This is a genomic window from Salinibacterium hongtaonis, from assembly GCF_003065485.1.
Lineage (GTDB): Bacteria > Actinomycetota > Actinomycetes > Actinomycetales > Microbacteriaceae > Homoserinimonas > Homoserinimonas hongtaonis.
Map to the genome: position 1 here is coordinate 116,316 of NZ_CP026951.1, position 23,513 is coordinate 139,828.

26 protein-coding genes are annotated in these 23,513 nt (G+C 64.6%); 15 read left to right on the forward strand and 11 right to left on the reverse strand.

The annotated features are described in order from the left end of the window. Positions 1-11: 11 nt before the first annotated feature. Together C2138_RS00605 and C2138_RS00610 are read right to left on the reverse strand one after the other, a co-directional pair. On the reverse strand, positions 12-680 hold the full coding sequence (locus C2138_RS00605) for a potassium channel family protein (protein ID WP_108514695.1): 669 nt from the start codon (positions 678-680) through the stop codon (positions 12-14). Further along, positions 673-2,097 carry a TrkH family potassium uptake protein gene (locus tag C2138_RS00610; protein ID WP_108514697.1) on the reverse strand — a complete coding sequence of 475 codons (1,425 nt, stop codon included), beginning with the start codon at positions 2,095-2,097 and terminating at the stop codon, positions 673-675. Before C2138_RS00610 ends, C2138_RS00605 begins: the two co-directional genes overlap by 8 nt. A gap of 85 nt (positions 2,098-2,182) precedes the next feature. Here C2138_RS00610 and C2138_RS00615 point away from each other — a divergent pair, with 85 nt between their 5' ends. The 3 genes from C2138_RS00615 (at position 2,183) to C2138_RS00625 (ending at position 3,301) form a co-directional block, all read left to right on the forward strand. Then, positions 2,183-2,713 carry an ArsR/SmtB family transcription factor gene (locus C2138_RS00615; protein ID WP_108514699.1) on the forward strand — a complete coding sequence of 177 codons (531 nt, stop codon included), beginning with the start codon at positions 2,183-2,185 and terminating at the stop codon, positions 2,711-2,713. 198 nt (positions 2,714-2,911) lie between these two features. Continuing rightward, complete coding sequence (locus C2138_RS00620) at positions 2,912-3,106, forward strand: helix-turn-helix domain-containing protein (protein WP_108514701.1); 195 nt, start codon at positions 2,912-2,914, stop codon at positions 3,104-3,106. Positions 3,107-3,202: 96 nt separating this feature from the next. Further along, on the forward strand, positions 3,203-3,301 hold the full coding sequence (locus C2138_RS00625) for a 30S ribosomal protein bS22 (protein ID WP_003792170.1): 99 nt from the start codon (positions 3,203-3,205) through the stop codon (positions 3,299-3,301). 76 nt (positions 3,302-3,377) lie between these two features. On the opposite strand, the gene C2138_RS00630 is transcribed toward C2138_RS00625, so the two are convergent. Next, a complete protein-coding gene (locus C2138_RS00630) occupies positions 3,378-4,121 on the reverse strand; it encodes an HAD family hydrolase (protein ID WP_108518643.1) in 744 nt (247 codons plus the stop codon). A 74-nt stretch (positions 4,122-4,195) separates the two neighbouring features. Here C2138_RS00630 and C2138_RS00635 point away from each other — a divergent pair, with 74 nt between their 5' ends. Next, positions 4,196-4,462, forward strand: a complete 267-nt coding sequence (locus C2138_RS00635; RefSeq protein WP_108514703.1) for a glutaredoxin family protein — start codon at positions 4,196-4,198, stop codon at positions 4,460-4,462. 4 nt (positions 4,463-4,466) lie between these two features. Here C2138_RS00635 and C2138_RS00640 read toward each other — a convergent pair whose 3' ends face one another. Then, complete coding sequence (locus C2138_RS00640; protein ID WP_108514705.1) at positions 4,467-5,027, reverse strand: hypothetical protein; 561 nt, start codon at positions 5,025-5,027, stop codon at positions 4,467-4,469. A 110-nt stretch (positions 5,028-5,137) separates the two neighbouring features. On the opposite strand from C2138_RS00640, the gene C2138_RS00645 reads away from it, so the two are divergent. Then, the gene (locus C2138_RS00645) at positions 5,138-5,830 is read left to right on the forward strand and encodes a hypothetical protein (RefSeq protein WP_108997808.1); all 693 of its coding nucleotides are present in this window, start codon (positions 5,138-5,140) and stop codon (positions 5,828-5,830) included. A 13-nt stretch (positions 5,831-5,843) separates the two neighbouring features. Here the strand turns inward: C2138_RS00645 and C2138_RS00650 are convergent, their stop codons facing one another. Further along, positions 5,844-6,608: a DUF4190 domain-containing protein gene (locus tag C2138_RS00650; RefSeq protein WP_108514709.1), complete on the reverse strand. Its 765-nt coding sequence runs from the start codon at positions 6,606-6,608 to the stop codon at positions 5,844-5,846. A gap of 118 nt (positions 6,609-6,726) precedes the next feature. Continuing rightward, entirely contained in the window at positions 6,727-8,055 is a 1,329-nt protein-coding gene (gene aspS / locus C2138_RS00655) for an aspartate--tRNA(Asn) ligase (protein ID WP_108514710.1), read from the reverse strand. A 58-nt stretch (positions 8,056-8,113) separates the two neighbouring features. Here aspS and C2138_RS00660 point away from each other — a divergent pair, with 58 nt between their 5' ends. From C2138_RS00660 to ccsB, 5 genes are read left to right on the forward strand one after another with little or no spacing between them, the layout of a single operon-like run. Continuing rightward, positions 8,114-8,752 carry a histidine phosphatase family protein gene (locus C2138_RS00660; protein ID WP_108514712.1) on the forward strand — a complete coding sequence of 213 codons (639 nt, stop codon included), beginning with the start codon at positions 8,114-8,116 and terminating at the stop codon, positions 8,750-8,752. Further along, positions 8,749-9,357: a TlpA family protein disulfide reductase gene (locus tag C2138_RS00665; protein ID WP_108514714.1), complete on the forward strand. Its 609-nt coding sequence runs from the start codon at positions 8,749-8,751 to the stop codon at positions 9,355-9,357. Before C2138_RS00660 ends, C2138_RS00665 begins: the two co-directional genes overlap by 4 nt. Further along, entirely contained in the window at positions 9,357-10,112 is a 756-nt protein-coding gene (locus tag C2138_RS00670) for a cytochrome c biogenesis CcdA family protein (protein WP_108514716.1), read from the forward strand. The genes C2138_RS00665 and C2138_RS00670 overlap by 1 nt, the downstream gene beginning before the upstream one ends. Further along, positions 10,087-11,733, forward strand: a complete 1,647-nt coding sequence (gene resB, locus C2138_RS00675; protein WP_233245525.1) for a cytochrome c biogenesis protein ResB — start codon at positions 10,087-10,089, stop codon at positions 11,731-11,733. The genes C2138_RS00670 and resB overlap by 26 nt, the downstream gene beginning before the upstream one ends. After that, complete coding sequence (gene ccsB, locus C2138_RS00680; RefSeq protein ID WP_108514719.1) at positions 11,733-12,698, forward strand: c-type cytochrome biogenesis protein CcsB; 966 nt, start codon at positions 11,733-11,735, stop codon at positions 12,696-12,698. Before resB ends, ccsB begins: the two co-directional genes overlap by 1 nt. A 4-nt stretch (positions 12,699-12,702) precedes the next feature. Here ccsB and C2138_RS00685 read toward each other — a convergent pair whose 3' ends face one another. Next, positions 12,703-13,683, reverse strand: coding sequence for an o-succinylbenzoate synthase (locus tag C2138_RS00685; RefSeq protein WP_108514721.1), 981 nt, complete (start codon positions 13,681-13,683; stop codon positions 12,703-12,705). A 71-nt stretch (positions 13,684-13,754) separates the two neighbouring features. Between C2138_RS00685 and C2138_RS00690 the strand changes: the two genes are divergently transcribed. From C2138_RS00690 to C2138_RS00700, 3 genes are all read left to right on the forward strand, one after another. After that, complete coding sequence (locus tag C2138_RS00690) at positions 13,755-14,117, forward strand: hypothetical protein (RefSeq protein ID WP_108514723.1); 363 nt, start codon at positions 13,755-13,757, stop codon at positions 14,115-14,117. Positions 14,118-14,187: 70 nt separating this feature from the next. After that, positions 14,188-15,093, forward strand: a complete 906-nt coding sequence (locus C2138_RS00695; RefSeq protein ID WP_108514725.1) for a 1,4-dihydroxy-2-naphthoyl-CoA synthase — start codon at positions 14,188-14,190, stop codon at positions 15,091-15,093. A gap of 4 nt (positions 15,094-15,097) precedes the next feature. After that, positions 15,098-16,234 (forward strand): AMP-binding protein, encoded by a 1,137-nt coding sequence (locus C2138_RS00700; protein ID WP_108514727.1) that lies wholly within the window; start codon positions 15,098-15,100, stop codon positions 16,232-16,234. Here C2138_RS00700 and C2138_RS00705 read toward each other — a convergent pair. From C2138_RS00705 to C2138_RS00715, 3 genes are read right to left on the reverse strand one after another with little or no spacing between them, the layout of a single operon-like run. Continuing rightward, complete coding sequence (locus C2138_RS00705) at positions 16,206-16,943, reverse strand: polyprenol monophosphomannose synthase (RefSeq protein WP_108514728.1); 738 nt, start codon at positions 16,941-16,943, stop codon at positions 16,206-16,208. The two genes, C2138_RS00700 and C2138_RS00705, sit on opposite strands and share 29 nt — an antisense overlap. Before the next feature lie 34 nt (positions 16,944-16,977). Beyond that, positions 16,978-18,192 carry a glycosyltransferase family protein gene (locus C2138_RS00710; protein WP_241961135.1) on the reverse strand — a complete coding sequence of 405 codons (1,215 nt, stop codon included), beginning with the start codon at positions 18,190-18,192 and terminating at the stop codon, positions 16,978-16,980. A 44-nt stretch (positions 18,193-18,236) separates the two neighbouring features. Further along, positions 18,237-19,964, reverse strand: a complete 1,728-nt coding sequence (locus tag C2138_RS00715; RefSeq protein WP_108514732.1) for a cation:proton antiporter — start codon at positions 19,962-19,964, stop codon at positions 18,237-18,239. 56 nt (positions 19,965-20,020) lie between these two features. On the opposite strand from C2138_RS00715, the gene C2138_RS00720 reads away from it, so the two are divergent. Next, positions 20,021-20,986, forward strand: a complete 966-nt coding sequence (locus tag C2138_RS00720) for a 1,4-dihydroxy-2-naphthoate polyprenyltransferase (protein ID WP_108514734.1) — start codon at positions 20,021-20,023, stop codon at positions 20,984-20,986. A gap of 31 nt (positions 20,987-21,017) precedes the next feature. On the opposite strand, the gene C2138_RS00725 is transcribed toward C2138_RS00720, so the two are convergent. Then, complete coding sequence (locus C2138_RS00725; RefSeq protein WP_159078093.1) at positions 21,018-22,241, reverse strand: multidrug effflux MFS transporter; 1,224 nt, start codon at positions 22,239-22,241, stop codon at positions 21,018-21,020. Between the two features lie 225 nt (positions 22,242-22,466). Here C2138_RS00725 and C2138_RS00730 point away from each other — a divergent pair, with 225 nt between their 5' ends. Continuing rightward, positions 22,467-23,513 (forward strand): cupin domain-containing protein, encoded by a 1,047-nt coding sequence (locus C2138_RS00730; RefSeq protein ID WP_108514737.1) that lies wholly within the window; start codon positions 22,467-22,469, stop codon positions 23,511-23,513.

Sequence of the window (23,513 nt, forward strand, 5' to 3'; positions counted from 1 at the left end):
CCGCTCGGCGCCTAGGACGTGGCGGCGAAGCGCTCGATGTCTGCGGCATTGCCGCTCACGATGATGAGGTCGTGGTTGGAGATGAGCGTCTCGGCTGTGGCATAGGTGAACTCTTTGCCGGGCGATTTGACCCCGACAACCGTGAGGCCGAACTTCTTGCGAATCTGGGATTCGCCGAGAGTCTGGCCGCGCAACGTCTTGGGCGGATACATCTTGACGATCGCGAAGTCGTCATCGAATTCGATGAAGTCGAGCATGCGGCCCGAGACGAGGTGGGCCACGCGCTCGCCAGCTTCTGCCTCAGGGTAAATCACGTGATTCGCCCCGATGCGGGCCAAGATCTTGCCATGCGACTGGCTGATGGCCTTGGCCCAGATCTGCGGAATCTTGAGGTCGACGAGGTTCGCCGTGATGAGCACACTGGCTTCGATGGACGAACCAACGGCCACGACGGCGACAGAGAAGTCCTGGGCGCCGATCTGCCGCAGCGCGTCGATGTTGCGGGCATCTGCCTGCACCGTATGAGTGACGCGCTCTGACCACTTTTGCACCAGGGCGGCGCTCTCGTCGACCGCGAGCACTTCGCGGTCGAGCCTGTCGAGCTGGCCGGCGGTTGCCGCGCCAAATCGTCCGAGCCCGATGATGAGCACGGGGGCATCGTGGGGGATGCGATCAACCAACGATGGGCCTCTCTTCCGCTCGCCTAAACAGTTGGCGGCGCTGGGTTGCGGCAAGAGCCGCAGCCAACGTCACTGTACCAACGCGCCCTGCCCACATCGTCGCGGACAGAACATACTTGCCCGCATCGGGCAGAGTTTCTGTGAGGCCCGTCGAAAGACCACAGGTCGCAAATGCCGAGATCACGTCGAACAACACAAAGTCGAGCGGGGCTTTGGTCAGCTGCAGCAAGAAGATCGACGCGGCCGCCACGATGGTCGCGCCCCACAGCACGACGCTCACGGCAAGTCGGAGAACATCCGTGGGGATGCGGCGGTCGAAAACCTGCATGTCTTCGTCACCGCGCGCCTCGGCGAATGCGGCGAGAAACAGCACGGCCAGAGTCGTGACCTTGATGCCGCCCGCAGTCGAGGCGGAGCCTCCGCCCACGAACATCAGCATGTCCATAACGAGAAGGGTGGAGCCGTTTGCTTGGGCCAGATCGATCGTGGCGAAGCCACCTGACCTCGTCATGACCGACATAAAGCCCGCCGTCAGAGGCCTGCTCCCCGGTGGATCGGATCCGAGCGTCTGTGGGTTGCTCCACTCGAGCAAGGCAATGGCCAGCGCACCCAAAATGATGAGGGCAATAGTCGTGAACAACGTGAGCTTGACGTGAACGGGCCACCGACGCGGAGTGCGCCAGCCCCTAGTCAGCGCAAAGATCACGGGAAAGCCGACGCTGCCCAAGAACACGGCGATTGCCAGCACCGTGAGCATCCACGGGTCTGCCGTGAAGAGTTCGAGCCCCTCGGCATTGGGCGTGAAGCCCGTGTTGGTGAAGGCCGAAGCTGCGTAGTAGAACGACTGCCATGCTGCCGTCCACGTGTCGAAGCCTGCCACGAGCAGGCTGGGGAAGATGGCGATGGCTACGCCGACTTCGATCACGAGAGCGCTGAGGGCGACGGTGGCGAGCAGCCCGCCGATCTCGCCGAGGCGAATCGCCTGCGACTCAGAGACCGGGCCGTGGTGGATGCGCGACGGGTTCGAGTCGCTCGCGGCCATGAGGCGGGTGCGCAGGCCAAGGCGGCGCGAGACGACGAGGCCCATGATGCTCGCCAGTGTGAGCACGCCGATGCCGCCCACCTGCAGCCCGACCAGGATCGCTACGTTGCCGAACAGGCTCCAGTGCGTGGCCATGTCCACAACAGAGAGGCCCGTGACGCAGATCACCGAAACTGCCGTAAACAGGGCGTCGGCCGCTGAGGTCTGTTGACCCTCAGCGTGCGCGATGGGCAGCGACAGCACGAGAGTGAGGATGAAGATCAGCGCCGTGAAGATGCCGATCGCGAAGCGCGCGGGAGAGACCGTAGCGAATTCGTCGACGGCATCGCGGAACCGGGATGCAACAGTGGTGCGCGACACGGGTTTGGTGCGCATGTGCCCCCCGTCATTTCCGACTTTGGCCGTGACCCGGCGACAGCTAGCCATGGTACTCCCCGGCGGTGGCCAGTAGCCTGTTGCCATGACCGACATTTTTGGCGTTGTGGCGGATGCGACGCGTCGTGAGCTTCTCCAGGTTCTGCTCGAGCGCTACCTTGCGCCGGAATCCGCTACCGGCGACATCAGCGTCGGAGAGCTGGTTGAGAAGCTCGGGCTGAGCCAGCCCACCGTTTCTAAGCACCTCAAGGTTTTGCGCGACAGCGGCCTCGTCGCCGTTCGTGAGGTCGGTCAGCACCGCTACTACCGGCTAGAGCCGGGCCCGCTCGATGTGGTCGAAGAGTGGCTTGTGCCGTTCCTTTCTGTGGACTCTCTCGGCGGAGGGCTCGAACAGGGTGAAGCATCCGGGGCGTTCGCGGCGTGGTCGGGAGTGCAGATGCCTGCGTCGCTGCGCCGCGCTGGTGAGAGCCTGCAGCACCCCAGCGACGCTGGCGCTGCCGTTGGTCGCGCGATGGCTGACGCCACCCATGGCACGCGCCACCGCTTCGAGGAGGCCTCTGAGGCCGTCGAGCGCAAGGTGTTCGATCCGATTCGCAAGAAGCTCAAGAAAGACTAAACGCCGCCCTCTCGCCCGCGTGCTTCCGCAGTTTGGCCCGCGTGCTTCCGCAGTTTCGCGCGCCAATTTCTGAGTGTCCGGCGTGCCGTTGCTTCGATCGCGCTGAAGATGTGGACAATGCGTCACTTCTACCCCTAAAGTAGCGTTTCAGCACTTCAGTAACACCCGTATCAAGTGCGCGTACATAAGGACAGCCCAATGGCAAGCGATCTATCTGATGTGAAGTTTTTGACGGTCGCCGAGGTTGCGGACATGATGCGCGTCTCCAAGATGACCGTCTATCGACTGGTGCATTCCGGGGAGCTTCCCGCCATCCGATTCGGCCGATCTTTTCGCGTTCCGGAGTCGGCAGTAGAGGCGGCCGTGCAGTCCCACATCGCGGACGTCGGCTGACCCCCACAAACATCGGTTACACTGTCGAGAGGCAATAATATTTTTCCGCGGTTCTGAACGGACCCGGTCGTCTGTTCAAGAATCAGTGAGGTTTTCATGGGCTCTGTAATCAAGAAGCGCCGCAAGCGTATGGCTAAGAAGAAGCACCGCAAGTTGCTTCGTAAGACTCGTCACCAGCGCCGCAACAAGAAGTAGCGCACGACACAAAAACGCCAGACCTTCGGGTCTGGCGTTTTTTGTGCCGTTTTTTGTGCCCGGGAGCGTCTGGGCGCTAGTTTGCCTCGCGGCGGAGCCGGCGGCGAGCCGCGCGGATGCTCTTCTTGTTGAGGTTCATGATCGACCAGCCGTGAGTGACCGCATGGCGAAGAAGCACCGAGTCGGGATTCACCACGACCCTGTGGCCCGCCAGCTCCAGCAGGGGCAGGTCGTTGCGCGAATCAGAATAGGCCCAGCACTCCGAAAGCGCAGAGCCGATGCGTTCGGCAAGCCCGCGGGCGGCATCCGCCTTGAGCGGGCCGTGCAACATATGGCCGATGAGGTTGCCCGTGTAGCGGCCATCGGAGGTCTCGAGCTCCGTGCCGATGGCTCCCGTAAGCCCCAGCCTGCGCGCTATGACGTTGGCAACTACAGAGGGGGTCGCCGTCACGAGCCAAACCTGATGCCCCATGGCGATGTGCTCGCGGGCAAGACCAACACTCTCCGGCCAGAGGCGCGGTTGAATTTTGGAGTCGAAGATCTCTTCAGCGAGTTGCTCGACCTCCGACTGAGGGATGCCCACGGCAAGCCCCAGGGCCTTCTCTCGCACGATCTCCAGGTGGCGCAGATTCTCGCCCACGGCCACGAAACGGGCCTGGGTCCAGGCGAATCGCAGCAGATCCCGCAGCGTCACATAGCCGCGTCGGTAGGCGCCGCCGCCAACGTGATAAACGCTCGCGCCACGCATGAGCGTGTTGTCGACATCAAAAAACGCAATGACAGGACCGCCGCCCCCTGCGTCGTCGTTGCTCGCATTCATCGCGCCCATGCTAGCGGGCCACGGCCCGAGAGGGTCAAAGTCTGCTCAGACGGGCACCCCCGTAACATGGGGGTATGCCCGCCCTCACGCTGCTGACCCGCCCTGGATGCCACTTGTGTGACGACGCCAGGGATGTTGTGAGTGCGGTTATCGAGGAGCTGGGCGGCGAAGCATCCGCTGGGCCTATAACGCTCGAGGAACGCTCGATCGTGGACGACGCCGAGCTGCTCGCCCGTTATTCAGAAGAGATTCCTGTGCTGCTGATCGACGGCCGCGTGCACAACATTTGGCGCATCGATCCCGAGCGGCTGCGGTCGGCTTTGACGACCGCAGCGCCCTAATCGGTTAGTCCTTCTTGGCCGCTGCTTCTGCCTCGGCGCGTGACTCGTACACGGGCTCATCGAGCACGAAGGTGAGGGTCTCGTTGGGGGCGACGAGAAGCAGGTCGGTCGGCTCCTCGGCGGCCTCGAAGTCATCTGCCGTGAGGGGCTCGTCGTTGAGGTGAACGGTCACGAGGCCACTGCCGGTCTCAAGAGCGTCGATCTCGAACGCGGGAAGAGGCTTGCCCGCCTTCTGCAGCAGCTCGCCGACGAGGGCGCCGATGCCTCCGGCACGAGCAAGCAGGGCCTTCTCGTCGGAGACCGTGTAGTCATAGCGGGTGCGCACCGTGAAGGTGAGCTCGTCGGCGCCAGAAGCCTCATCGGGCTCTTCGGCCTCGTCATAAAGGTCATCAAGGGCGTCGCCGTACTCGCCAACGGCCTCCCACAGGCGACGGTCGACCTCTTCGGCCTCGTCGTCGCTTCCGGTGCCGCCAGCGACCAGGTCGATGTGCGTGCGCAGGATCTCGAGCAGCGCCTCCCCGGCTTCGATTGCGGACTGACGGGAGGGGACAGATTCATTGCTCATATCCGCCACGGTACCAGCCACTGCGGGGCAGTGAGGAGCCGTGCGGATGAGCGCAATTCAGCAACCTCGCAGAAACGGCCCGTAATCTCGACGGGTTTAGCCCGGGCCCGTTGAGCCACCCCATCGTCAACACCCCCGATATGACCCGAATCTTTCGCCCCAGCACTGCGCGACGCCGCGCAGAAGTGGCGCGCCCTGGTGCAAAAACGTGGATCGCCGTCGCCGCGGCAGCATTGGCTGTGGTCACCCTCGTCGCCACACTCCCGGCCCACCTCGCCGAATCGACTACGGTCGCCAAGGATCAGGCTCAGAGCCTCGACATCGTCGATTCTGCGGTGCTGTCGGTCACGGCCCGCGACAGCTATACGGCATCCGCACCCAACGCCGAAACCTACATTTCGGGCGGAACAAACCGTGACTGGGCTGCGCTCGTGCTCTTTTATGGCGAATGGCCCGTCACCGACGAGAACGTGACCGTGATCATGCGGTGGATGCGGCAAGAGAACTATGTGAAGTCCTGGTGGAACCGCAACAACCCCCTCAATAACGGCTGGGGTTCCGGCGGAGGAGGGGGCACTGGCTCGTATGCCAGCCTGCGGGACGCAGCACTCAACGCCGCCGAAGCGCTGCACACCCTTCCTGGCTATGCCGGCATCCGGGAATCGTTCGCGGCATCGGCCCCTACGGCGACAACCGAGGCCGCCATCTGGGCGTCACCGTGGGCAAGCGGGCACTACAACAATGGCGCGCACTGGCACTACAGCGACGTCGAGATCATCGCAGCGCCAGCATCCGCCTGGTAGAGCGGGCCGGTTACTAGCCGAACAAGCCCACGAGTTCGGTTGAGGTGATGACGACATCGCCGTAGGAGTTGATGAACTCGGCCGGTACGCCGGCCTCAAGCGCTGAGGCGCTGAGATCGAGATAGTCGCCTTCGAACGTGTACCCCTCGATAATCCAGTCCTCGATCGACTGAAGGTCGGGGTGCTGCGCAGCCACCTCAAGCAGCGCACGGTATTCGTCAGAGGGCAGCGACGTGGCGTCGAGCGCGACGTAGATCACGACAAGGCCCTCGCCGTTGTAGGCCTCGAACTGGATCTCATCAGCGCTGGGCGCGGCGGCAGCAAAGGCGGCGGATGCGAGTTCGTATTCCCCGGGCGAGGTCTCGGCCTCGGTCTCTGTCGTGGAGGAGCCGCCTGGCTCGGCGAACTGCTCTAGAAAACGGGGCGTCTCCGCAAGTGCAGCAGTGAACCCGGTCAACAACAGAGTCATGACGATGAAGGCAATGATCGATCCGACGATGCCGACGGCACCCGTGACTATTCCTGTGATGGACATGCCCTTGGACTGACGCTTGACCAGCGCGATGATGCCGAGGACGACGGCAGCAATTCCGCATGCGATCGAGAGCCAGAAGAACACGACCGTGACCAGGGAAACGAGTCCGGTGACGAGGGCGGCGATGGCCAGGCCCTTGGCGGAGGATGGCGCGGGTGCGGGTGCCGGTGCTGCGCTGTAGGGGCTGGTCGTGAACGCGGCGGGAGGAGCCTCGGGTACTGCTGGCGGTGTGAAGTCAGACATAGCAACTCTTTCGTCGGTGAACTGTGGCCGTGGTGCAGCTGAGGGGTCCTGAATGCGCATTCCGCCGTCGCGGGCGAGCGCATTCAGGACCCCTCAACGGAGAAGTAGTCGTCCGACCCTAGGGGAGCAGGCGGTTCGGCCCGCGGAAGAGGTAGGTCGTTTCGCGCAGGTTCGGCAGCCCGAGCATGAGCATGAGAACGCGCGAGAGACCCATTCCGAAGCCACCGTGCGTGGGCACTCCGTAACGGAAGAAGTCGAGGTAGAAGTCCAGCTCCTCGGGGTCGAGGCCCTTCTCCTTCGCCTGCTCGATGAGCACGTCGACGCGGTGCTCGCGCTGTGCTCCCGTGGAGATCTCGACGCCGTTGAAAACGAGGTCATAGCTGTTGGTGATGCCAGCATCCTCGGCATTACGCATGTGGTAAAACGGCCGGATGCTCGACGCATAGTCGGTGAGGAACACGAAGTCGTGACCGAACGTCTCCTTGACGTAGGCCGCGATCTGGCGCTCACCCTCAGGGTCCATGTCGTCGTCGTGACGGGGAACTTCGTAGCCGCGCTCGGCGACGATGCGCTTGGCCTCGGCGAGCGGAATGCGCGGGAACGGTGTCGTCGGAACCTCAAGAGTGATGCCGTAGAGCGCCTCGATCTCGGCGCCGTGCTTGGCCTTGACGGCCTCGAAGCCGGCGACGAGAAGCTCCTCGTGCATCTTCATGACGTCTTCGTGGCTGTCGATCCAGCTGATCTCAGCATCCACCGAGGTGAATTCGGTGGCGTGGCGCGACGTGAAGGAGGGGTCGGCGCGGAAGGCCGGGCCGACCTCGAAGATCTTGCCGAAGCCAGCGGGCTGAGCCATCTGCTTGAAGAACTGGGGGCTCTGCGCGAGGTAGGCCTTGGTGTCGAAGTACTCGACCTCGAAGAGCTCGGCGCGCGACTCGGAGGCGCTCGCCATGAGCTTGGGGGTGTGCAGCTCGATGAAGTCGTTCTCGACCCAGTAGGTGCGCCACGCGTGCTCGAGGGTGGTTTGGATCTTGAAGACGAGGGCGTGCTTGGGCACGCGCAGGTCGAGAAAGCGCCAGTCCATGCGCTTGTCGATGCCGCTGTCGTCGGCGATGGGGGTTTCGGCGATCGCGGGCGCGGTCGTCACGATCGAGTCGAGCTTGATCTCGACCCCGCCAAGCTTGACGCGCTCGTCGTGCTTGAGCTCACCCGTCGCGGTGAGGAAGGTTCCCTGGGCGAGGCCAGAAATGGTGTCGGCGAGGGCGTCTTCGAGGGGCGCGCCATCCTCTCCGAAGGCGCGCGGGTGCACCAGCTGCACGGCGCCGCTCTCGTCGCGCAGTACGACAAACTGCACCTTCTTCTGATCACGCACCGTCTCGACCCAGCCGGAAACAGAGGTGGGACCGTCGGATGCCGCGGCCAGGTTCTTAATAAGGGTGCGTTCGCTCACTCAGTCAGTCTAAAGGCGCTGGGCCGGAGGTTCAGGATCGTTTGCCTAGACTGGTCTCGTGCCCGCGAATCTCATTCATCTCGTGCGCCACGGCGAGGTTCATAACCCGCAGGGCGTTCTCTATGGCCGTATCCCGGGATACCACCTCTCAGAGCTGGGTCACAAGATGGCGGAGGTCGCCGCCGACTCCTTTGATGGGCATCCGATCACTGCCCTGTATGCATCGCCTTTGCAGCGTGCGCAGGAATCCGCCCAGCCGTGGAGCGACCGGTTCGGCCTCGACATCGTCACAGAAGATCGCATCATCGAGCCGACCAACAAGTTCGAGGGCAAGACCTTCGAGTTCGGACCGCAGGTGCTGCTGCGCCCGCAGTCGTGGCCCTGGGTCGTCAACCCGTGGCTGCCGAGCTGGGGCGAGCCATTTGCGAGCGTTGCCGACCGCATGCTCGCCGCAATCGAAGATGCCTGGTCGAATGCCGACGGAGGCGAGGTGGTGATGGTGAGTCACCAGATGCCCATCGTTATGGTGCAGCGCTATGTGTCTGGTCGCCGGTTGCCGCATGACCCGCGCAAGCGCCGGTGCAGCCTGTCGAGCATCACGACGCTTGAGCGTCGCGACGATGTTTTTGTTGAGGTCGGCTACTCAGAGCCGGCGGCGGCTCTGCTCGGGCAGGCCGCAGATTTTGGAGCAGTGTGACCGTGAACCGCCGTTCGTCGCTGCGCAGCGTGATCACGATTGCCGCTGTGGCCGCCATTGCCCTCACGGGCTGCACGAGCGACCCGCTTGCCGCTAAGTACGGCAACGGCGGGACCACCAATTACACGTCGAGCGACGGGACGGTGACGGAGGTCCCCGCCGAGAATCGCGCCGACCCCATGGAATTTGAGGGAGTAACCGACGGCGGCATCGACATCAGCAGCGCCGACTATGCCGGCGACGTTGTCGTGGTGAACTTTTGGTACGCCAACTGTGCGCCGTGCCGCGCCGAGGCTCCCGACCTGCAGGAGATTAGCGCCCGTTATGCCGATAAAGGCGTCTCGTTCGTCGGAGTGAACATTCGGGATCAACCGGAGACGGCACTCGCCTTTGCACGCAAGTACAGCATCACCTACCCCTCGATCATCGACGCCGAATCCGGGGCTGCCCGCCTAGCGTTTGCCGGTCACGTGCCGCCGAGCGCTGTTCCGACCACCATCGTGCTCGACAAGCAGGGGCGGGTTGCTGCGCGGTTCCTCGGCCAGATCACGTCGCCGTCGAACCTCGACACGGTGATTCGTGACCTGCTGGCTGAGGGCGCGTAGTGGATTCCATCTACGAGATCGTCACTGAGGGCACGCTGCTTCTTGCAGTGCCGCTTGCGCTTCTCGCGGGCTTCGTGTCGTTTGCATCTCCCTGCGTGCTGCCGCTCGTGCCGGGGTACCTGGGTTACATCGGCGGCGTCACCGAAGCAGCCGAGTCGGTGGGCGACCGCCGCAGGGCACGCAACCGCCTGCTTCTGGGCGTTCTGCTCTTTGTGCTGGGGTTCAGCGTTGTTTTTGTGGCCTTCGGCATGATCTTTGGCGTGGCCGGCCTGCTGCTGGCGCCCTGGATGGATCTGATCACGCGCATCGCCGGAGTGGTGATCATCATCATGGGCCTGGTCTTTATTGGTCAGTTCACGGCGCTGCAACGCACCATCAAGCCACGGTGGAAGGCGGCGACGGGGCTCGCCGGGGCTCCGTTCCTCGGTCTCGTCTTCGGCCTCGGTTGGGCTCCCTGCATGGGTCCGACTCTCGCGGCCGTTCTTGCGCTGAGCCTCGAGGGTGGCTCGCCCGCCAGGGGGGCGTTCCTGGGCCTGGCCTACTGTCTCGGCCTCGGCATCCCGTTTCTTCTTGTGGCTCTCGGCTTTGGCTGGGTGGCCGGTTCTGTCGCGTGGCTCAAGCGCCACATCCGCATCATCAACATCATCGGGGGAGCCGTTCTCGTGCTCATCGGAATCGCCATGGTCACAGGGCTGTGGACTCAATTCACGTCATACCTAGGTTCGGTGATTGGCAGCTTTGTCACGGCCATCTGATCACATTGATTCGCCAGCGGGCGCGCCGCGCAAGAAGGGCGATGTCTCGCAGCCTGCCCTGGGCTTTGTGGGGTATCTGAGGTTTTTCTGGCGCCAGCTCACGAGCATGCGAACGGCGCTCGTCCTGCTGCTGTTGCTCGCCCTCGCGGCCATCCCCGGCTCGCTCGTGCCGCAGCGGTCGTCCGACCCTAACGGCGTTGCACAGTACTTCGACGACAACCCCGAGCTCGCCGACGTGCTCGACTGGTTCCAACTGTTCGACGTGTTTGGCTCGGTGTGGTTCTCGGCCATTTACCTGCTGCTCTTCACCTCGTTGATCGGGTGCGTGATCCCGCGCACCACTCACCATCTCAAGGCGCTGCGCACTCCGCCTCCTAAGACTCCTGCCCGCCTCGAGCGGCTGGAATCGTATGAGAGTCACACGGCAGAAGGGGTGGATGCCGCCGAGGCGATCGAATCGGCGCGCGCCCAGTTGCGCCGGTCTGGCTACCGGGTTCGGCTCTACAACAAGCCGGGCGAGCTCTCGGTCTCTGCCGAGCGCGGCTACCTGCGCGAAACCGGCAACCTGGTGTTCCATACGGCTCTCATCGGAGTACTCGCCGCCGTGGGAATCGGCAGCGGCTTCTCTTATGACGGGCAGAAAGTCGTCGTGGAGGGTGAGCCGTTCGTGAACGTGCTCAACGACTTCGACAGCTTCAACCCGGGGCGGTTCTTTGACGAGACCACCATGCCGCCGTACCGGTTGGTGCTCAACAAGTTCTCGGCCGAATACGAGCTCGAAAACCGCGACGCGTTCGGCTTTGCCAGCGGGTTCGAAGCCGACGTCACGGTCTATGAGCAGGGCGCGGAGCCCTATGACGCGCAGGTCATGGTGAACGAACCCCTCAACATCATGGGCCAGGAGACCTACCTCGTCGGCAACGGTTATGCCCCCCATGTGACGGTGACGGATGCCGACGGCAACATCGCCTTCACGGGCCCGATCCCGTTTATTCCGCAGGACGGCAACCTCACCTCGCTGGGCATCATCAAGGTTCCGGATGCTCTGCCGGAGCAGATCGGCATGCGCGGGTTCTTCTACCCCACGGCTGGCCAGCTCGAATCCGGCGCGTTCACCTCGACCTTCCCCGACCTGTTCGACCCTCTGCTCACGCTCAATGTGTACACGGGCGATCTCGGCATCGACGGCGGAACCCCGCGCTCGGTGTACTCGCTCAATGTCGACTCGATGACCGAGATCGTTGGCGGCGACTCGGGGCTCAAGTCGATCGCGCTTCGCCCGGGGGAGTCGTATGAGCTGCCCAATGGCCTCGGAACCGTGACCTTTGACGATGCCAGTGCCGACGGCGAGGGCGAGAGCGTGGCCAGGTTCGCCTCGTTCGATGTCCACTACGACCCCACGGGCGTCTGGGTCGCGACCTTCGCGGCGCTCGTCATCCTGGGGCTCATGGCAGGTCTCTTCGTTCCGCGCCGCAGGGTGTGGGTTAAGGCCGTTGAGACGGCGGATGGGCTGCGGCTCGAATATGCGGGACTCGCCAGGGGCGATGACCCCGGTTTGGCTGCGGCAGTGCAGCAATTGGCTCAGCGCCACCAGGCGTCACTGAAGGTTAGGCTTGACTAATGGCAGCAACGCTCGATTCCTATTCGCTGATCGCGATCTACTCCGCGATGTCGGTGTACACGCTCGCGTTCATCTTCTTTGCAGTCGATCTCGCAAAGCGATCTGCGGCCAGCGCCACTACCGCCACGTCGGGGGCGCTCACCGAGGCGCAGCTCGCGAGCAGCGGCACCGGATCGACCGCGACGCTCACGCGCCAGCCAGAAGCATCCGCCGCCGCACCCCGCTATCCGTTTGAGCGCATCGCGTTTGCGCTCACGGTAATCGCGACCGTGCTGCACGTTGCGGCCGTCGTGCTGCGCGGCATCGCCCAGGGGTTTGTGCCGTGGGCCAATATGTTCGAGTTCTCGCTCACCTCGTCGGCCATCGTCGCCGTCGTGTTCGTTGCGCTGCAGTTCTGGCAGAACCTTAAGTTCCTCGGCGCGTACATGACGGGCTTCGTGCTGCTGTCGCTCGGACTCGGGGTTGTGAACTTCTACGTTCCGGTCAAGCCGCTGCCCGATGCGCTCGACTCGTACTGGCTCGTCATTCACGTGTTCGTTGCCGCTCTTGCGACCGCGCTCTTCGCCGTCGGCGCGGGCCTCTCGCTCGTGCAGCTACTGCAGGCCCGCCGCGAGAAGGGCGGCAAGGGCCTCGGCTTCTTGCGCACGCTGCCCGACTCGATTCGTCTCGAGAACCTTGCCTACCTCGTCACCGTGGTTGGCTTCGTGTTCTGGACCTTCACCCTCGTCGCCGGTGCCGTTTGGGCCGAGCGTGCGTGGGGTCGCTACTGGGGCTGGGACACCAAGGAGGTGTGGACGTTTATCATCTGGACTGTCTACGCCGGCTACATTCACGCCCGTGCCACGCGAGGCTGGCGCGGTGCCCGTTCGGCATGGCTGGCCCTCATCGGCTTCGGCTCCGTGCTGTTCAACTACACGATCGTCAACCTCTTCTTCAAGGGGCTGCACAGCTACAGCGGGCTCTAAGGGCCTATCCCTCCAGCAGGGAGTGGCAGCGGCGTAGTCGCTGCAGCCACCAGTCACGCCGGTCCGCGGATGCCGCGTGCCGGTCGAGCAGCTGTGCACTCAGGTCGATTCTGCGCACCTCGATGGCGCCGTCGTGGGGCAGCAGCGGAGCATCCGTAACATCCTCCGCCAGCAGCGCGGCCGTGCCGAGCCCGCAGTCAAACTGAAGCTCGGGCAATGCCGCCGCAAGATGGGCGCCCATTGAGAGCCCAACGCTCGTGTCGAGTGCACTGGAGACCACCACGGGTAGCCCGGCCTCGGCAACGATGCGGGCGGCCGCGCTGATGCCGCCGAGGGGCTGCGCCTTGATCACGAGCAGGTCGGCCGCACCGGCCCGGGCGACAGCGAGTGGGTCTGCCGCCTTGCGCACGCTTTCGTCGGCCGCGATCGGCACATCCATGTAGTGCACGCGGGAGCGGATCTCGGCGAGTTCAGCGACGGTCGCGCACGGCTGCTCAACATATTCGAGGTCGAACTCGGCCATGGCGTGGATCGCACGCTCGGCCTCATCGACGGTCCAGGCGCCGTTGGCATCCAGACGGATGCGACCCTCCGGCCCGAGGTAGGCGCGCACGGCGGCGACGCGGGCGACGTCGTCGGCAAGGGTCGCGCCGGGATCGGCGACCTTGACCTTGACGGTGCGGCACCCGGCGAATCGGTCGAGGATCTCGGGGACACGGTCGGGGGTGACGACCGGGAGCGTGGCGTTGACAGGGATGCGGTCGCGCAGCAGGGGAGGAGTGGTGCCCCAACCAAAGTCGATTGCGGCGGCCAGCCAGGTCGCCGCCTCGGAGTCGTCGTACTCCACGAACGGCGAAAACTCGGTTGCGCCGTGGGGGCCGGTGAGCAGCAGCGCCTCGCGCACCGTGATGCCGCGAAACCGCGTTCGCAGGGGAAGGGCGACGACACGGGCGGATTCGAGCAGGTCATCCACGGAGGGGAGCATGTGACCAGTGTGCCAAGATATGGCCACTCGCGGGGCTCGGCGGGGGAGGGGCCGTTGGTTAGGCTCGGCGTATGGATGTCGATACGGGTTCCGCAGCGCCGGGCCAGGCGGGTGCTGCCGCCGCGAACGCTGCGGTGAGACGCGAGCTGCCTCAGTGGTTGCTCGGCGTTGTCGGGCTCGGGCTGTCGCTTCTCGGCGTTCTCGCGGTGGTGATCGCGTTTGCGATTGCGTCGCCGGCATCCGCAACCGAGCAGACGTGGCTCATCGCCCGTGTGCTGGCGGGGGTCGCGAATGTGATGACGGTGGTCGGCGCTCTCTCCGGGCTTGTGGCGATCGTGCTGGGGATGGGCCGACGCTGGGGCGTTGCCGCGCTGATCGTGGGCATTCTGGGCAACCCGTGGCTGCAAGTGACGGTGCTGTCGGCGTTGAGCTGACGCGCTCGGCCGCCGCGCTCTGCGCACGCATCCGATGCCGCCGGGCAGCAAGCGCCCGTAGGCTGGAGGCATGCCAGTCTCCGAACTCTTCGACGCGTCCGTGTGGGTAACAGCCCCCGGCTTCGACGGCCTCACCGATGTGACCTACCACCATGACACCGCTGGCAGGGTTGCCCGCATCGCGATCGACCGGCCCGAGGTGCGCAACGCGTTTCGCCCGCACACGGTCGACGAACTGTATCGGGCACTCGACGATGCCCGCATGAATCCGCGCATTGGGGTCGTGCTGCTCACGGGCAACGGACCGAGCCTCAAAGACGGTGGCTGGGCATTCTGCTCCGGAGGCGACCAGCGCATTCGCGGTCGCGACGGCTACAAGTATGCCGACGGCGAGAACGCCACCGGCATCGACGCAGCGCGCAACGGACGTCTGCACATTCTTGAGGTTCAGCGCCTCATCCGGTTCATGCCCAAGGTTGTTATCGCGGTCATTCCCGGCTGGGCTGCCGGCGGCGGGCACTCGCTACACGTGGTGTGTGACCTGAGCATCGCCTCGGCGGAGCACGGCAAGTTCAAGCAGACGGATGCCGATGTCGGCTCGTTCGATGCCGGCTACGGAAGCGCCTACTTTGCCCGCCAGATCGGGCAGAAGAATGCCCGCGAGGTGTTCTTCTTGGCCCGCGAATACAGCGCTCAACGCGCCTATGAGATGGGCGCCGTCAACGCGGTTGTGCCGCACGAACGGCTTGAGGCCGAAGCGTATGACTGGGCTCAGGAGATTCTGACCAAGTCACCCACTGCCATCCGCATGCTCAAGTTCGCCTTCAACGCCGTCGACGACGGGCTTGTCGGGCAGCAGGTATTCGCGGGGGAGGCCACGCGCCTGGCGTACGGCACCGACGAGGCCGTCGAGGGCCGCGACTCATTCTTGGAGAAGCGCGAGCCGGACTGGTCGCCCTACCCCTGGCAGTTCTAATCCGATGATTCGGCGGCTGCGGGCGGTCGACGGGGCGCATGCCGCCACCGTCCATGTCGCGCTGCGGGAGGCCCTGGCGGGGGGCGACGCGATCGTGCCGACTGCGGGCGCGGTCGGGCAGAAACCCGTTGCGCAGACCCTGCCTGACCGGGTCGACAAGAGGGTTGCGCTCGTTGTGCAGACGAGTGGATCGACGGGGCACTCCAAGGCGGTGGCGCTGAGCTCTGATGCGCTGCTGGCGGGCGCCGCGGCATCCGAATCCGCCCTCGGCGGCCCAGGCCAGTGGCTGCTTGCGCTGCCCGCCCACTACATCGCGGGCATCAATGTGCTTACCCGGTCGATCACGGCGGGCACCGACCCGGTGATCTATGACGCCCCGCGGTTCGACCCTGTGGAGTTTGCCCTGGCAGCTCAGCGGATGGACGCAGCTCTGCGGTTCACCTCCCTCGTGCCCACCCAGCTTGCCCGGTTGCTGGCCGCCGATCAGACCCTTGAGGTGCTGCGCCGCTTCGACCGCATTCTGGTGGGCGGGCAGGCGACCCCCCAGCCGCTGCTGGCGCGGGCCATCGAGGCGGGGCTCAACGTGACGCGCACGTACGGGTCGAGCGAGACGGCCGGGGGATGCGTCTACGACGGAATCGCGCTGGCCGGCGTGGGCATTGAGATCGTTGACGGCGAAGTTCAGCTGAGTGGGCCGGTCCTGGCCGAGGGTTATCTGGGCGACCCGGAGCGCACGGAGTCCGCGTTCGAACTGCGCGACGGCACTCGCTTCTACCGAACGGGCGATACGGGGGAGATCGTCGACGGCGTGCTGCGTGTCACGGGTCGGCTCGATGACGTGATCGTGACCGGCGGGCTCAAGGTATCGCTTGGGGCGGTCGAACGAATCGTGCGGTCAATCTCAGGGCAGACGGAGGCCGTGGTCGTCTCGGTGGAACACGATCAGTGGGGCGAGGTTCCCGTCGTGGTGACGACCGTGCCGATTGGGTTGGCCGCCGTTCGCGCCGCAGTGGCCGCAGAGGAGCGGCCCGAGGCGCGCCCGCACCGAGTCATTGTGATCGACGAGCTGCCCCTGTTGGCGTCGCGAAAGCCAGACCGTCGCGCGATTCGGGCTATCGCCGAGGGGTCAGCCCGGTCTTAGTGACCCAGCCGATGGCCTCGAACACGATTCCGGTCGACATTTTGGAGCGGCCGGATTCCCGCTCAATGAAGGTGATGGGAACCTCGTCGACGCGCAGCCCTAGCCGCTCCAGGTCAGACGCCACTTCAATTTGAAAGACGTAGCCCGCACCCTGCACATGCTGAAGGTCGATGGCCTCGAGGGCTGAACGCTCAAAGGCGCGAAATCCCGAGGTGAGGTCGCGCAGGCGTGATCGCAGCATGAGCCGGGCATACGCCGTGCCGGCACGCGAGATCAGTCTGCGGTGCCACGGCCAATTGGTGACGGCGCCGCCGGGCATCCAGCGAGTGCCGATCGCGGCATCCGCTCCGTCGTCGAGGGCGGCGAGCAGGGCGGGGAGGTCGGCGGGGCGATGCGAGCCGTCGGCATCCATTTCGACGATGCGGTCGAATCCGTGCTCAATGGCCCAGGAGAAGCCGGCCAGGTAGGCGCGGCCGAGACCATCCTTGGCGCTGCGGTGCAGGGCTGCCACCTTGGCGTCTCGCGCGGCGAGGTCGTCGGCGAGCTGGCCGGTGCCATCGGGGCTGTTGTCGTCGACCACCAGCACATGGGCGGAGGGGACAGCCTCGCGCACGCCGAGAACAACGTGTTCGAGGCTGTCGATCTCGCAATAGGTGGGAACGATCACGATGGTGCGCGGCCCGGGCGTTGCCGAATCAGAAGGTGCCAAAGGAGATCATTTCGCTTCTATGGGTCTGTCGTGGCTAGGGAAAGCTGAGGAACCAGAGCAAGACGATCGCCACCGGTTGCAGCGCCGCTCCGATCGACAATACCGCCCAGCGTCGGCGCGGGGTCGAAGTGAACAGGTCGCTTGCGAGGAGAGGGGCGAGCGGCATGAGCAGCCGGAGGGTGCTCTGCTGGGGAAGGAACACAGCAAACAGATAGAGGCCATAACTTGCCGCATAGGAGACGATCTCGCTGCCCAGCGCGAGAGTCGACTTTCGGGTGAGGAATACCACGGAGAGGGCCACGACCGCAACAACCGCAACGATGCCGGCGGCACCGGCCCACCGGGCGGCGAGCAGAAACCACGGGGCAAGCGGAACAAACTCCTGGCGACCCACGAGCGGCACCCACCAGGCGAGCTCCGTTTCAAGGTAGGCATTCTCGCTGCCGGTGGCGGCACTGGCGATGAAGGGCCATGACAGACCAGCCGCCGAGATGAGGATGCCGCCGAGAACGATTGAGATGCGGTCGCGCCAGGGAAACGGCTCGTCGCCAACCCAGCGCAGCACCAGGTGGATGCCGAGCGCCAGCGCGATGGCAAGCGCGCCGGGGCGGCTAAAGGCGGCGGCCATCGCCAGCACGGTGAGGAGCCAGTAGTGGCGGCGGACGAGCGCGAGCAGGCTGCCAAAGGTGAGGAGCAGGAACAGACTCTCGGCATAGGCGACCTGGAGAAGAAAGCCGAGCGGGCCAAAGCAGAAGAACGCCGTCGCCCAGAGGGCCGCCTGCTGTGACACCTTTGCCCGGGTGAGGAGGAACAGCACGACGGCAGCCCCCGCCCCGCACAGGGTAGCCACGAGCACCGCTGCCGGGTAGAACTCCAGCCCCGTGATCGCGCGCACTCCGTTGGCCAACCAGGGAAACAGGGGGAGGAAGGCCCACTCATTGGGTGCCACCATTCCCGTGTCGTCACGGGGCAGGGTGCTGGGGTAGCCGTTTTCGGCGATCTGCCGATAGAACGAGGCATCCCACGAGCCGAGAAAGGCAAAGAACCCACCCTCGGGGCGGCGGCTAGCGAACTCCCAATCGTTGGCCACCGCGAGCGAATACATGGCGGCAAGAAGCGTTGTGCTCAGAGCGCGCGACAGGGCATAAATGCCAAGCGCCAGCATCCATCCGGGCGTCGATGCGCGACGGATGCGCCAGGGTAGACGTTCGCCCGCGGGTGCGGGCGGCAACGACGGGGTTTCTGACATTTGCTCTTATAGTGGCAGAGCCTGCCGCCGTGCGTAATGCCGGGCTAGTGGTCGTCGTCGAGCCGGCCCCTGAGCCTGGTCTCCTCGACCTCGAGCAGTGCCTGAGCATTGCGCAGGATGCGAGAGGGGTAGCGCCCCGCGCTTCTGGCGTTCATGAGGGCATCAAACTCGCCCTGAACCACTGCGTTGCGCAGGGCCGCATACTGTTGATGCGGGGTTGCGTCGCCGCTGCGCGAGGCGCGCTCTTTGGCGGCATCGATGCGCAGAAGAGTGTCGGTGCGCACCCGGTTGACTACCCCTGGCACGATCTCCACGTCGGGCCCGACGATCGCGGTGGGGTCGTCGAGCACCTTGAGCCCCTCGTGACTGATTTCTTCGAGCAGCTTGGCCAGCTTCTTCTCGTCGTCGGCAACGTTGACGCCCTCGATGCCGACCCAGCGGATCAGGAGGGGGAGCGTGCTGCCCTGCACGACGAGGGTGACGACCGCCACGGTGAAGGCGATCAGGATGAGCTGGGCGCGGTAAGGGGTCGACTCCGGCAGCGACTGGGCTGCGGCGAGGGTGACGACGCCACGCATTCCCGACCAGGAGAGCACGATGCCGCCGCGCCAGTCCAAACCGTCGGTGCGGGTGTGGTCGAGGTCGGCGCGCTGACGCGCATACATCTTCTCGACCCTCTGCCGGCGGCGCTCCATCCGGGGGTCGGCCTCCGGGAGGTTCTTGCGCATGTGATCGAGCCCGAGCTTCATGCGCAGCAACCGGTACTCGTCACGCTCCGCTTTGCGCTGCAGCAGGTACACCATGGGATTCACCCAGGCGAAGCGGATGATCACCAGCATCCCGGTGACGAGCAATCCCATGAGCACCGCCTGCCAGGCGGAAACCTCCTCGGGGTTGATGTCGGCGATTAGAGCGCGAATCTCCACCCCCATCAGGAGAAAGACGCCGTTCTCCAGAATGAACTGCACGCTTCGCCAATTAGCGCGTTCTGCGACGCGGGATTGAACGTCGACAAAGCGTGGCGCATTGTGCCCCACATAGAGACCGGCGACCACGACGGCCAGAACGCCGGATGCGTGCACTTCTTCGGCAGGAATGAAGGCCAGGAACGGCACAAGCAGTGCGACGGCGGTGTCGACGAGGGGGTCGTCGATGCGGGCACGAAGCCACACGGTGATGATTCCGACCGCGAGCCCTATGGCAATGGCCACAACGACGGCAAAACCGAAGTCGATAATTCCGTCGAGCACCGTAGCCACACCGCCCGCCGCGATCGCAACGGCCGAGCGCAAGAGCACCAGGGCGGTGGCGTCGTTGACGAGACCCTCTCCTTCGAGCACCGTGACCAGCCGGGGCGGAAGACCCAGTTTCTTGCCAATCGCGATCGCCGCAACAGCATCCGGAGGGCTCACGACGGCGCCGAGAGCCACGGCCGCCGCGAAGTTGAGATCGGGCAGCAAGAAAAAGAGCACAGTGCCGATGCAGAAAGCGGAGACCACAACGAGCACGACCGACAGGCTCGTGATTGACGAGAGATTGCGCCGAAAATCGATGACGGGAACCTGCAACGCGGCCGCATAGAGGATCGGCGGCAAAACCGCCATGAGGATGATCTCCGGCGGGACCTCTATCTCGGGAACCCCGGGAATATAGGAGATTCCCACTCCGACAAGGAGTAGCACCACGGGGGCAGCGAGACCCAGCCGCTTGGCGACCAGCGAGAATGCAACGATAAGAGTGACCGCAATCACGATGACGAGGGGAAGTTCCATGCGCTCTCCGAATCTGTGCATCAAGTTTATGTGCGCCGACGGCCTAGAATCCTGACGTGGCCAAAGGAAAGCAGCAGCGCATCGATCCGAGACGAGTGGCGAAAGCCGCCTGCAGCAGCAAGGTCGTCCCCCCGAAAGCCAAGGTGAAGAAGGCAACGGCGGGCGACTGGATCGCCGGGGCGCGCATCCGAACCCTCCCCGTGTCGATCGCCCCCGTGGCGATGGGCACGGCGGCCGCGATGCTTCTCACGGGCGAGAATCACTGGGTGCGGGCGCTTCTGTGCCTCGTTGTGGCCGTGAGCATTCAGATCGGCGCCAACTATGCGAACGACTACTCCGATGGAATCCGGGGCACCGACCAGCACAGGGTAGGTCCGTCGAGGCTCACAGGCTCGGGTGCGGCAAAGCCGAAGACCGTTCTCACCGTTGCGCTCGTTTTCTTTGGCATCGCGGCGCTCGCCGGAGTCGCCGTCGTCGTTCTCAGTGGGCAGTGGTGGTTGCTGCTTGTGGGAGCTGCCTGCATCGCCGCGGCCTGGTTCTATGTCGGAGGAAAGCGGCCCTACGGGTATGCGGGTCTGGGTGAGCTCTTCGCCTTTATCTTCTTTGGGCCGGTCCCCGTGCTCGGAACCATGTATGTGCAGGTCGGCACTGTCACGATCGAGGCCGTCATTCTCGGTGTCGCCAACGGCCTATTCACGTGCGCTGTGCTTATTGCCAACAACATCCGCGACATTGAGCAGGATCGCCTCGCGGGCAAGCGCACCCTTTCGGTGAAGATCGGCATGACCGCGTCGCGCGTGCTCTATTGCCTGTTTATGCTGCTGCCGTTCGTGATCCTGGTGTTCTTTGCCCTGCTCTTCCCGCTGGCCGTGTACGTGTTCTTTGCGCTATTGATCGCGATTCCCGCGTGCATCATCGTGGCAACGGGCAAGACACCTGGGGAGTTCTTGCTCGCCCTCAAGCTCGCGAGCGTAACGCTGCTGGTGTACGGGCTCGGGCTTTCTGCCGCGCTGGTTTTCTAAGCGCACGGCGTCCGACATGGGCGTTGCGGCTCTAGGGACGCAGTGCCGGTTCCGCGCTACGGATCGACAGCAGTGCGATGATCGCGCCCGTGCCGCACGCTGAGACGATGATGGCGAGCGGGAGGATGCTGAGCTCGCCGGCAATGCCGGCGAGTGGTGCCGTGATGCCACCGAAGAGGTACTGGGTGCTGCCGAGTAGGGCCAGTGCGGTGCCTGCTGCGTGGCGTACATCTGTGATGACGAGCGCGGTTCCCGGGCCGAAGACGAGGCCCATTCCGATGGGCACAAGGGCGAGTGTGGGCAGCACCGTGAGCGGGGAGGCCGCCCCCGTTGTCGTGATCACGAGCAGGGCGAGGCCACCCGCCGTGACAATGCTGAGGCCCACGAGGCAAAGGCGTGCGGCGCTCGTACGGTGCGCGAGCCTGGTGGCGACGACGCCAGCGACGGTCATCCCAACACCGTTAGCGGCGAAGACGATGGTGTAACCCGTGGGGCTGAATCCGAGCAGCGACTGCACGATGAATGGCGACGACGAGATGTAAGCAAACGTTGCCCCGACGCCGAGGCACACCATCAGGCTTCCGAGCACAAAGCTTCTGGTGCGCACTACGCTCCCAAAGCTCCGCAGAACATCCCGGGGTGCGGCACTCGCCCGGCGGTCGAGGGCGAGGCTCTCTGGCACAAAGAAAAAGACAGCAGCGAGGGCGACGGCGCACAGCGCGGTGACGGTCCAGAAGATGACGGGCCAGGCGCTCCACTCCAGCATGACGGCACCGATGACGGGGCCAATGATGGGCCCGACGCCGCCGACGAGCCCGAGAATGCTGAACACGCGGGTCGTCTCTGCGCCGGCCGTGAGGTCGGAGACAACCGCCCGCCCGATGACTACGCCGGCCGATGCTCCGATGCCCGCGAGTAGACGGAATAGAAGCATGAGCTCGATGGTGGGAGCGATTGCCGAAAGAGCGCTCGCAAGCAGAGACACTGCCGTGCCGATGATGAGGAGCCGTCGGCGCCCCATTGTGTCGGAGAGGGTGCCGAGAACCAGCTGGCCTACCGCCATACCGAGGACGTATGCGGTGAGGGTGGCCTGGACCCATGCGGGGGTCGTCATGTAGTCGTCCGACATCTTCGGCATGGCGGCGAGGTAGATGTCGGTGCCGAGAGTGCTGATCGCGGTGAGGGTACCGAGGGTGATGAGCAGAAGAAGAGGGAGGCGCTCGGCTGCGGTGCCGACGGCCCGTGAAGTGGTCATCTGCCGATTATTCCGTTGACGGACTAAGTGGCGGAAGAGCATCCGGGGTCGTATTCATACCGATCAGAGAGCGTTGATATGAGTCCTCCTGAATTAAGTCCGTTAACGGATTATCCGTTGACAGACTAGTTTGCTCCCGATACTCTTCGAGAAAGGCCGCGCACGGACTAACTAGGCGGCGCCCGATTTGGCACGAACCTCTCCCACGAGCAATGGAGCCCTCTCATGACTGACAAGAACGACAACGCCGACTACTTCGAGCGCCTCAAGGCTGCCAACGTCGCCGCTCTCTGGACCATCCCCGGCACGCTCGCGGAGGAGCCGACGCTGGACGAGGTTCCTCACGTGTGGAAGGCCAAGGAGATCTTTCCGCTCCTTCACGAGGCCGTCGACGTCGTGGACCTCGGCGAAGATGCCGACCGCCGCGCCCTTAACGCCTCGAACCCCAAGCGCGTCTTCGGCACGAGCCACAACCTCGTCGCCGGGTACCAGCTGGTTCTGCCGGGGGAGACCGCTCCCGCTCACCGCCACACCCCCAGCGCCATCCGCCTGCTCCTCGAAGGATCGGGCCACACGACGGTCGATGGCGAACCCGTGCTGATGGAGCCCGGCGACCTCGTGCTCACCCCGCCGATGACGTGGCACGACCACCGCCACGAGGGTGACACCCCCATGATCTGGCTTGACGGGCTCGATGTACCGTTCGTTCGCGGTCAGCACGCCCAGTTCGCCGAGGAATACCCGAATGAGGCCCTGCAGGAGCTCACCGAGGCTGAGGATGTGAGCGTTGCCCGATACGGGGCCGGCATGATTCCCGCCGAGCGCACGTGGACCAAGATCCACTCCCCGCTCAACAAATACCCCTACAAGACCTCCAAGGAATCGCTTCTGCGCTTCCACGAATCCGAGGGTCGCCCCTCGACCGGATCGTCGATGGAATACGTCAACCCGATGACCGGCGGGCCGGTCATCCCCACCATCACCTGCTTCCTCTCAGTGCAGGAGGCCGGCACTAAGAGCCGCGCCTACCGCCACACCCCAAGCAAGGTCTTCTGCGTTCTCGAGGGCAGCGGCTACAGCATCATCAACGGCGAGCGTTACGACTGGGAGAAGCACGACTTTTTCGTCGTGCCGTCGTGGCACTGGTACGAGCACCACGCCAACGAGGGCGAAGACGCGGTTCTCTTCTCCATGAGCGACCGCCCCATCTACGAGCCCTTCGGCCTGCTGCGCGAGCAGACCGCCGACGCTGTGCCCGCCGCAAAGAACTAG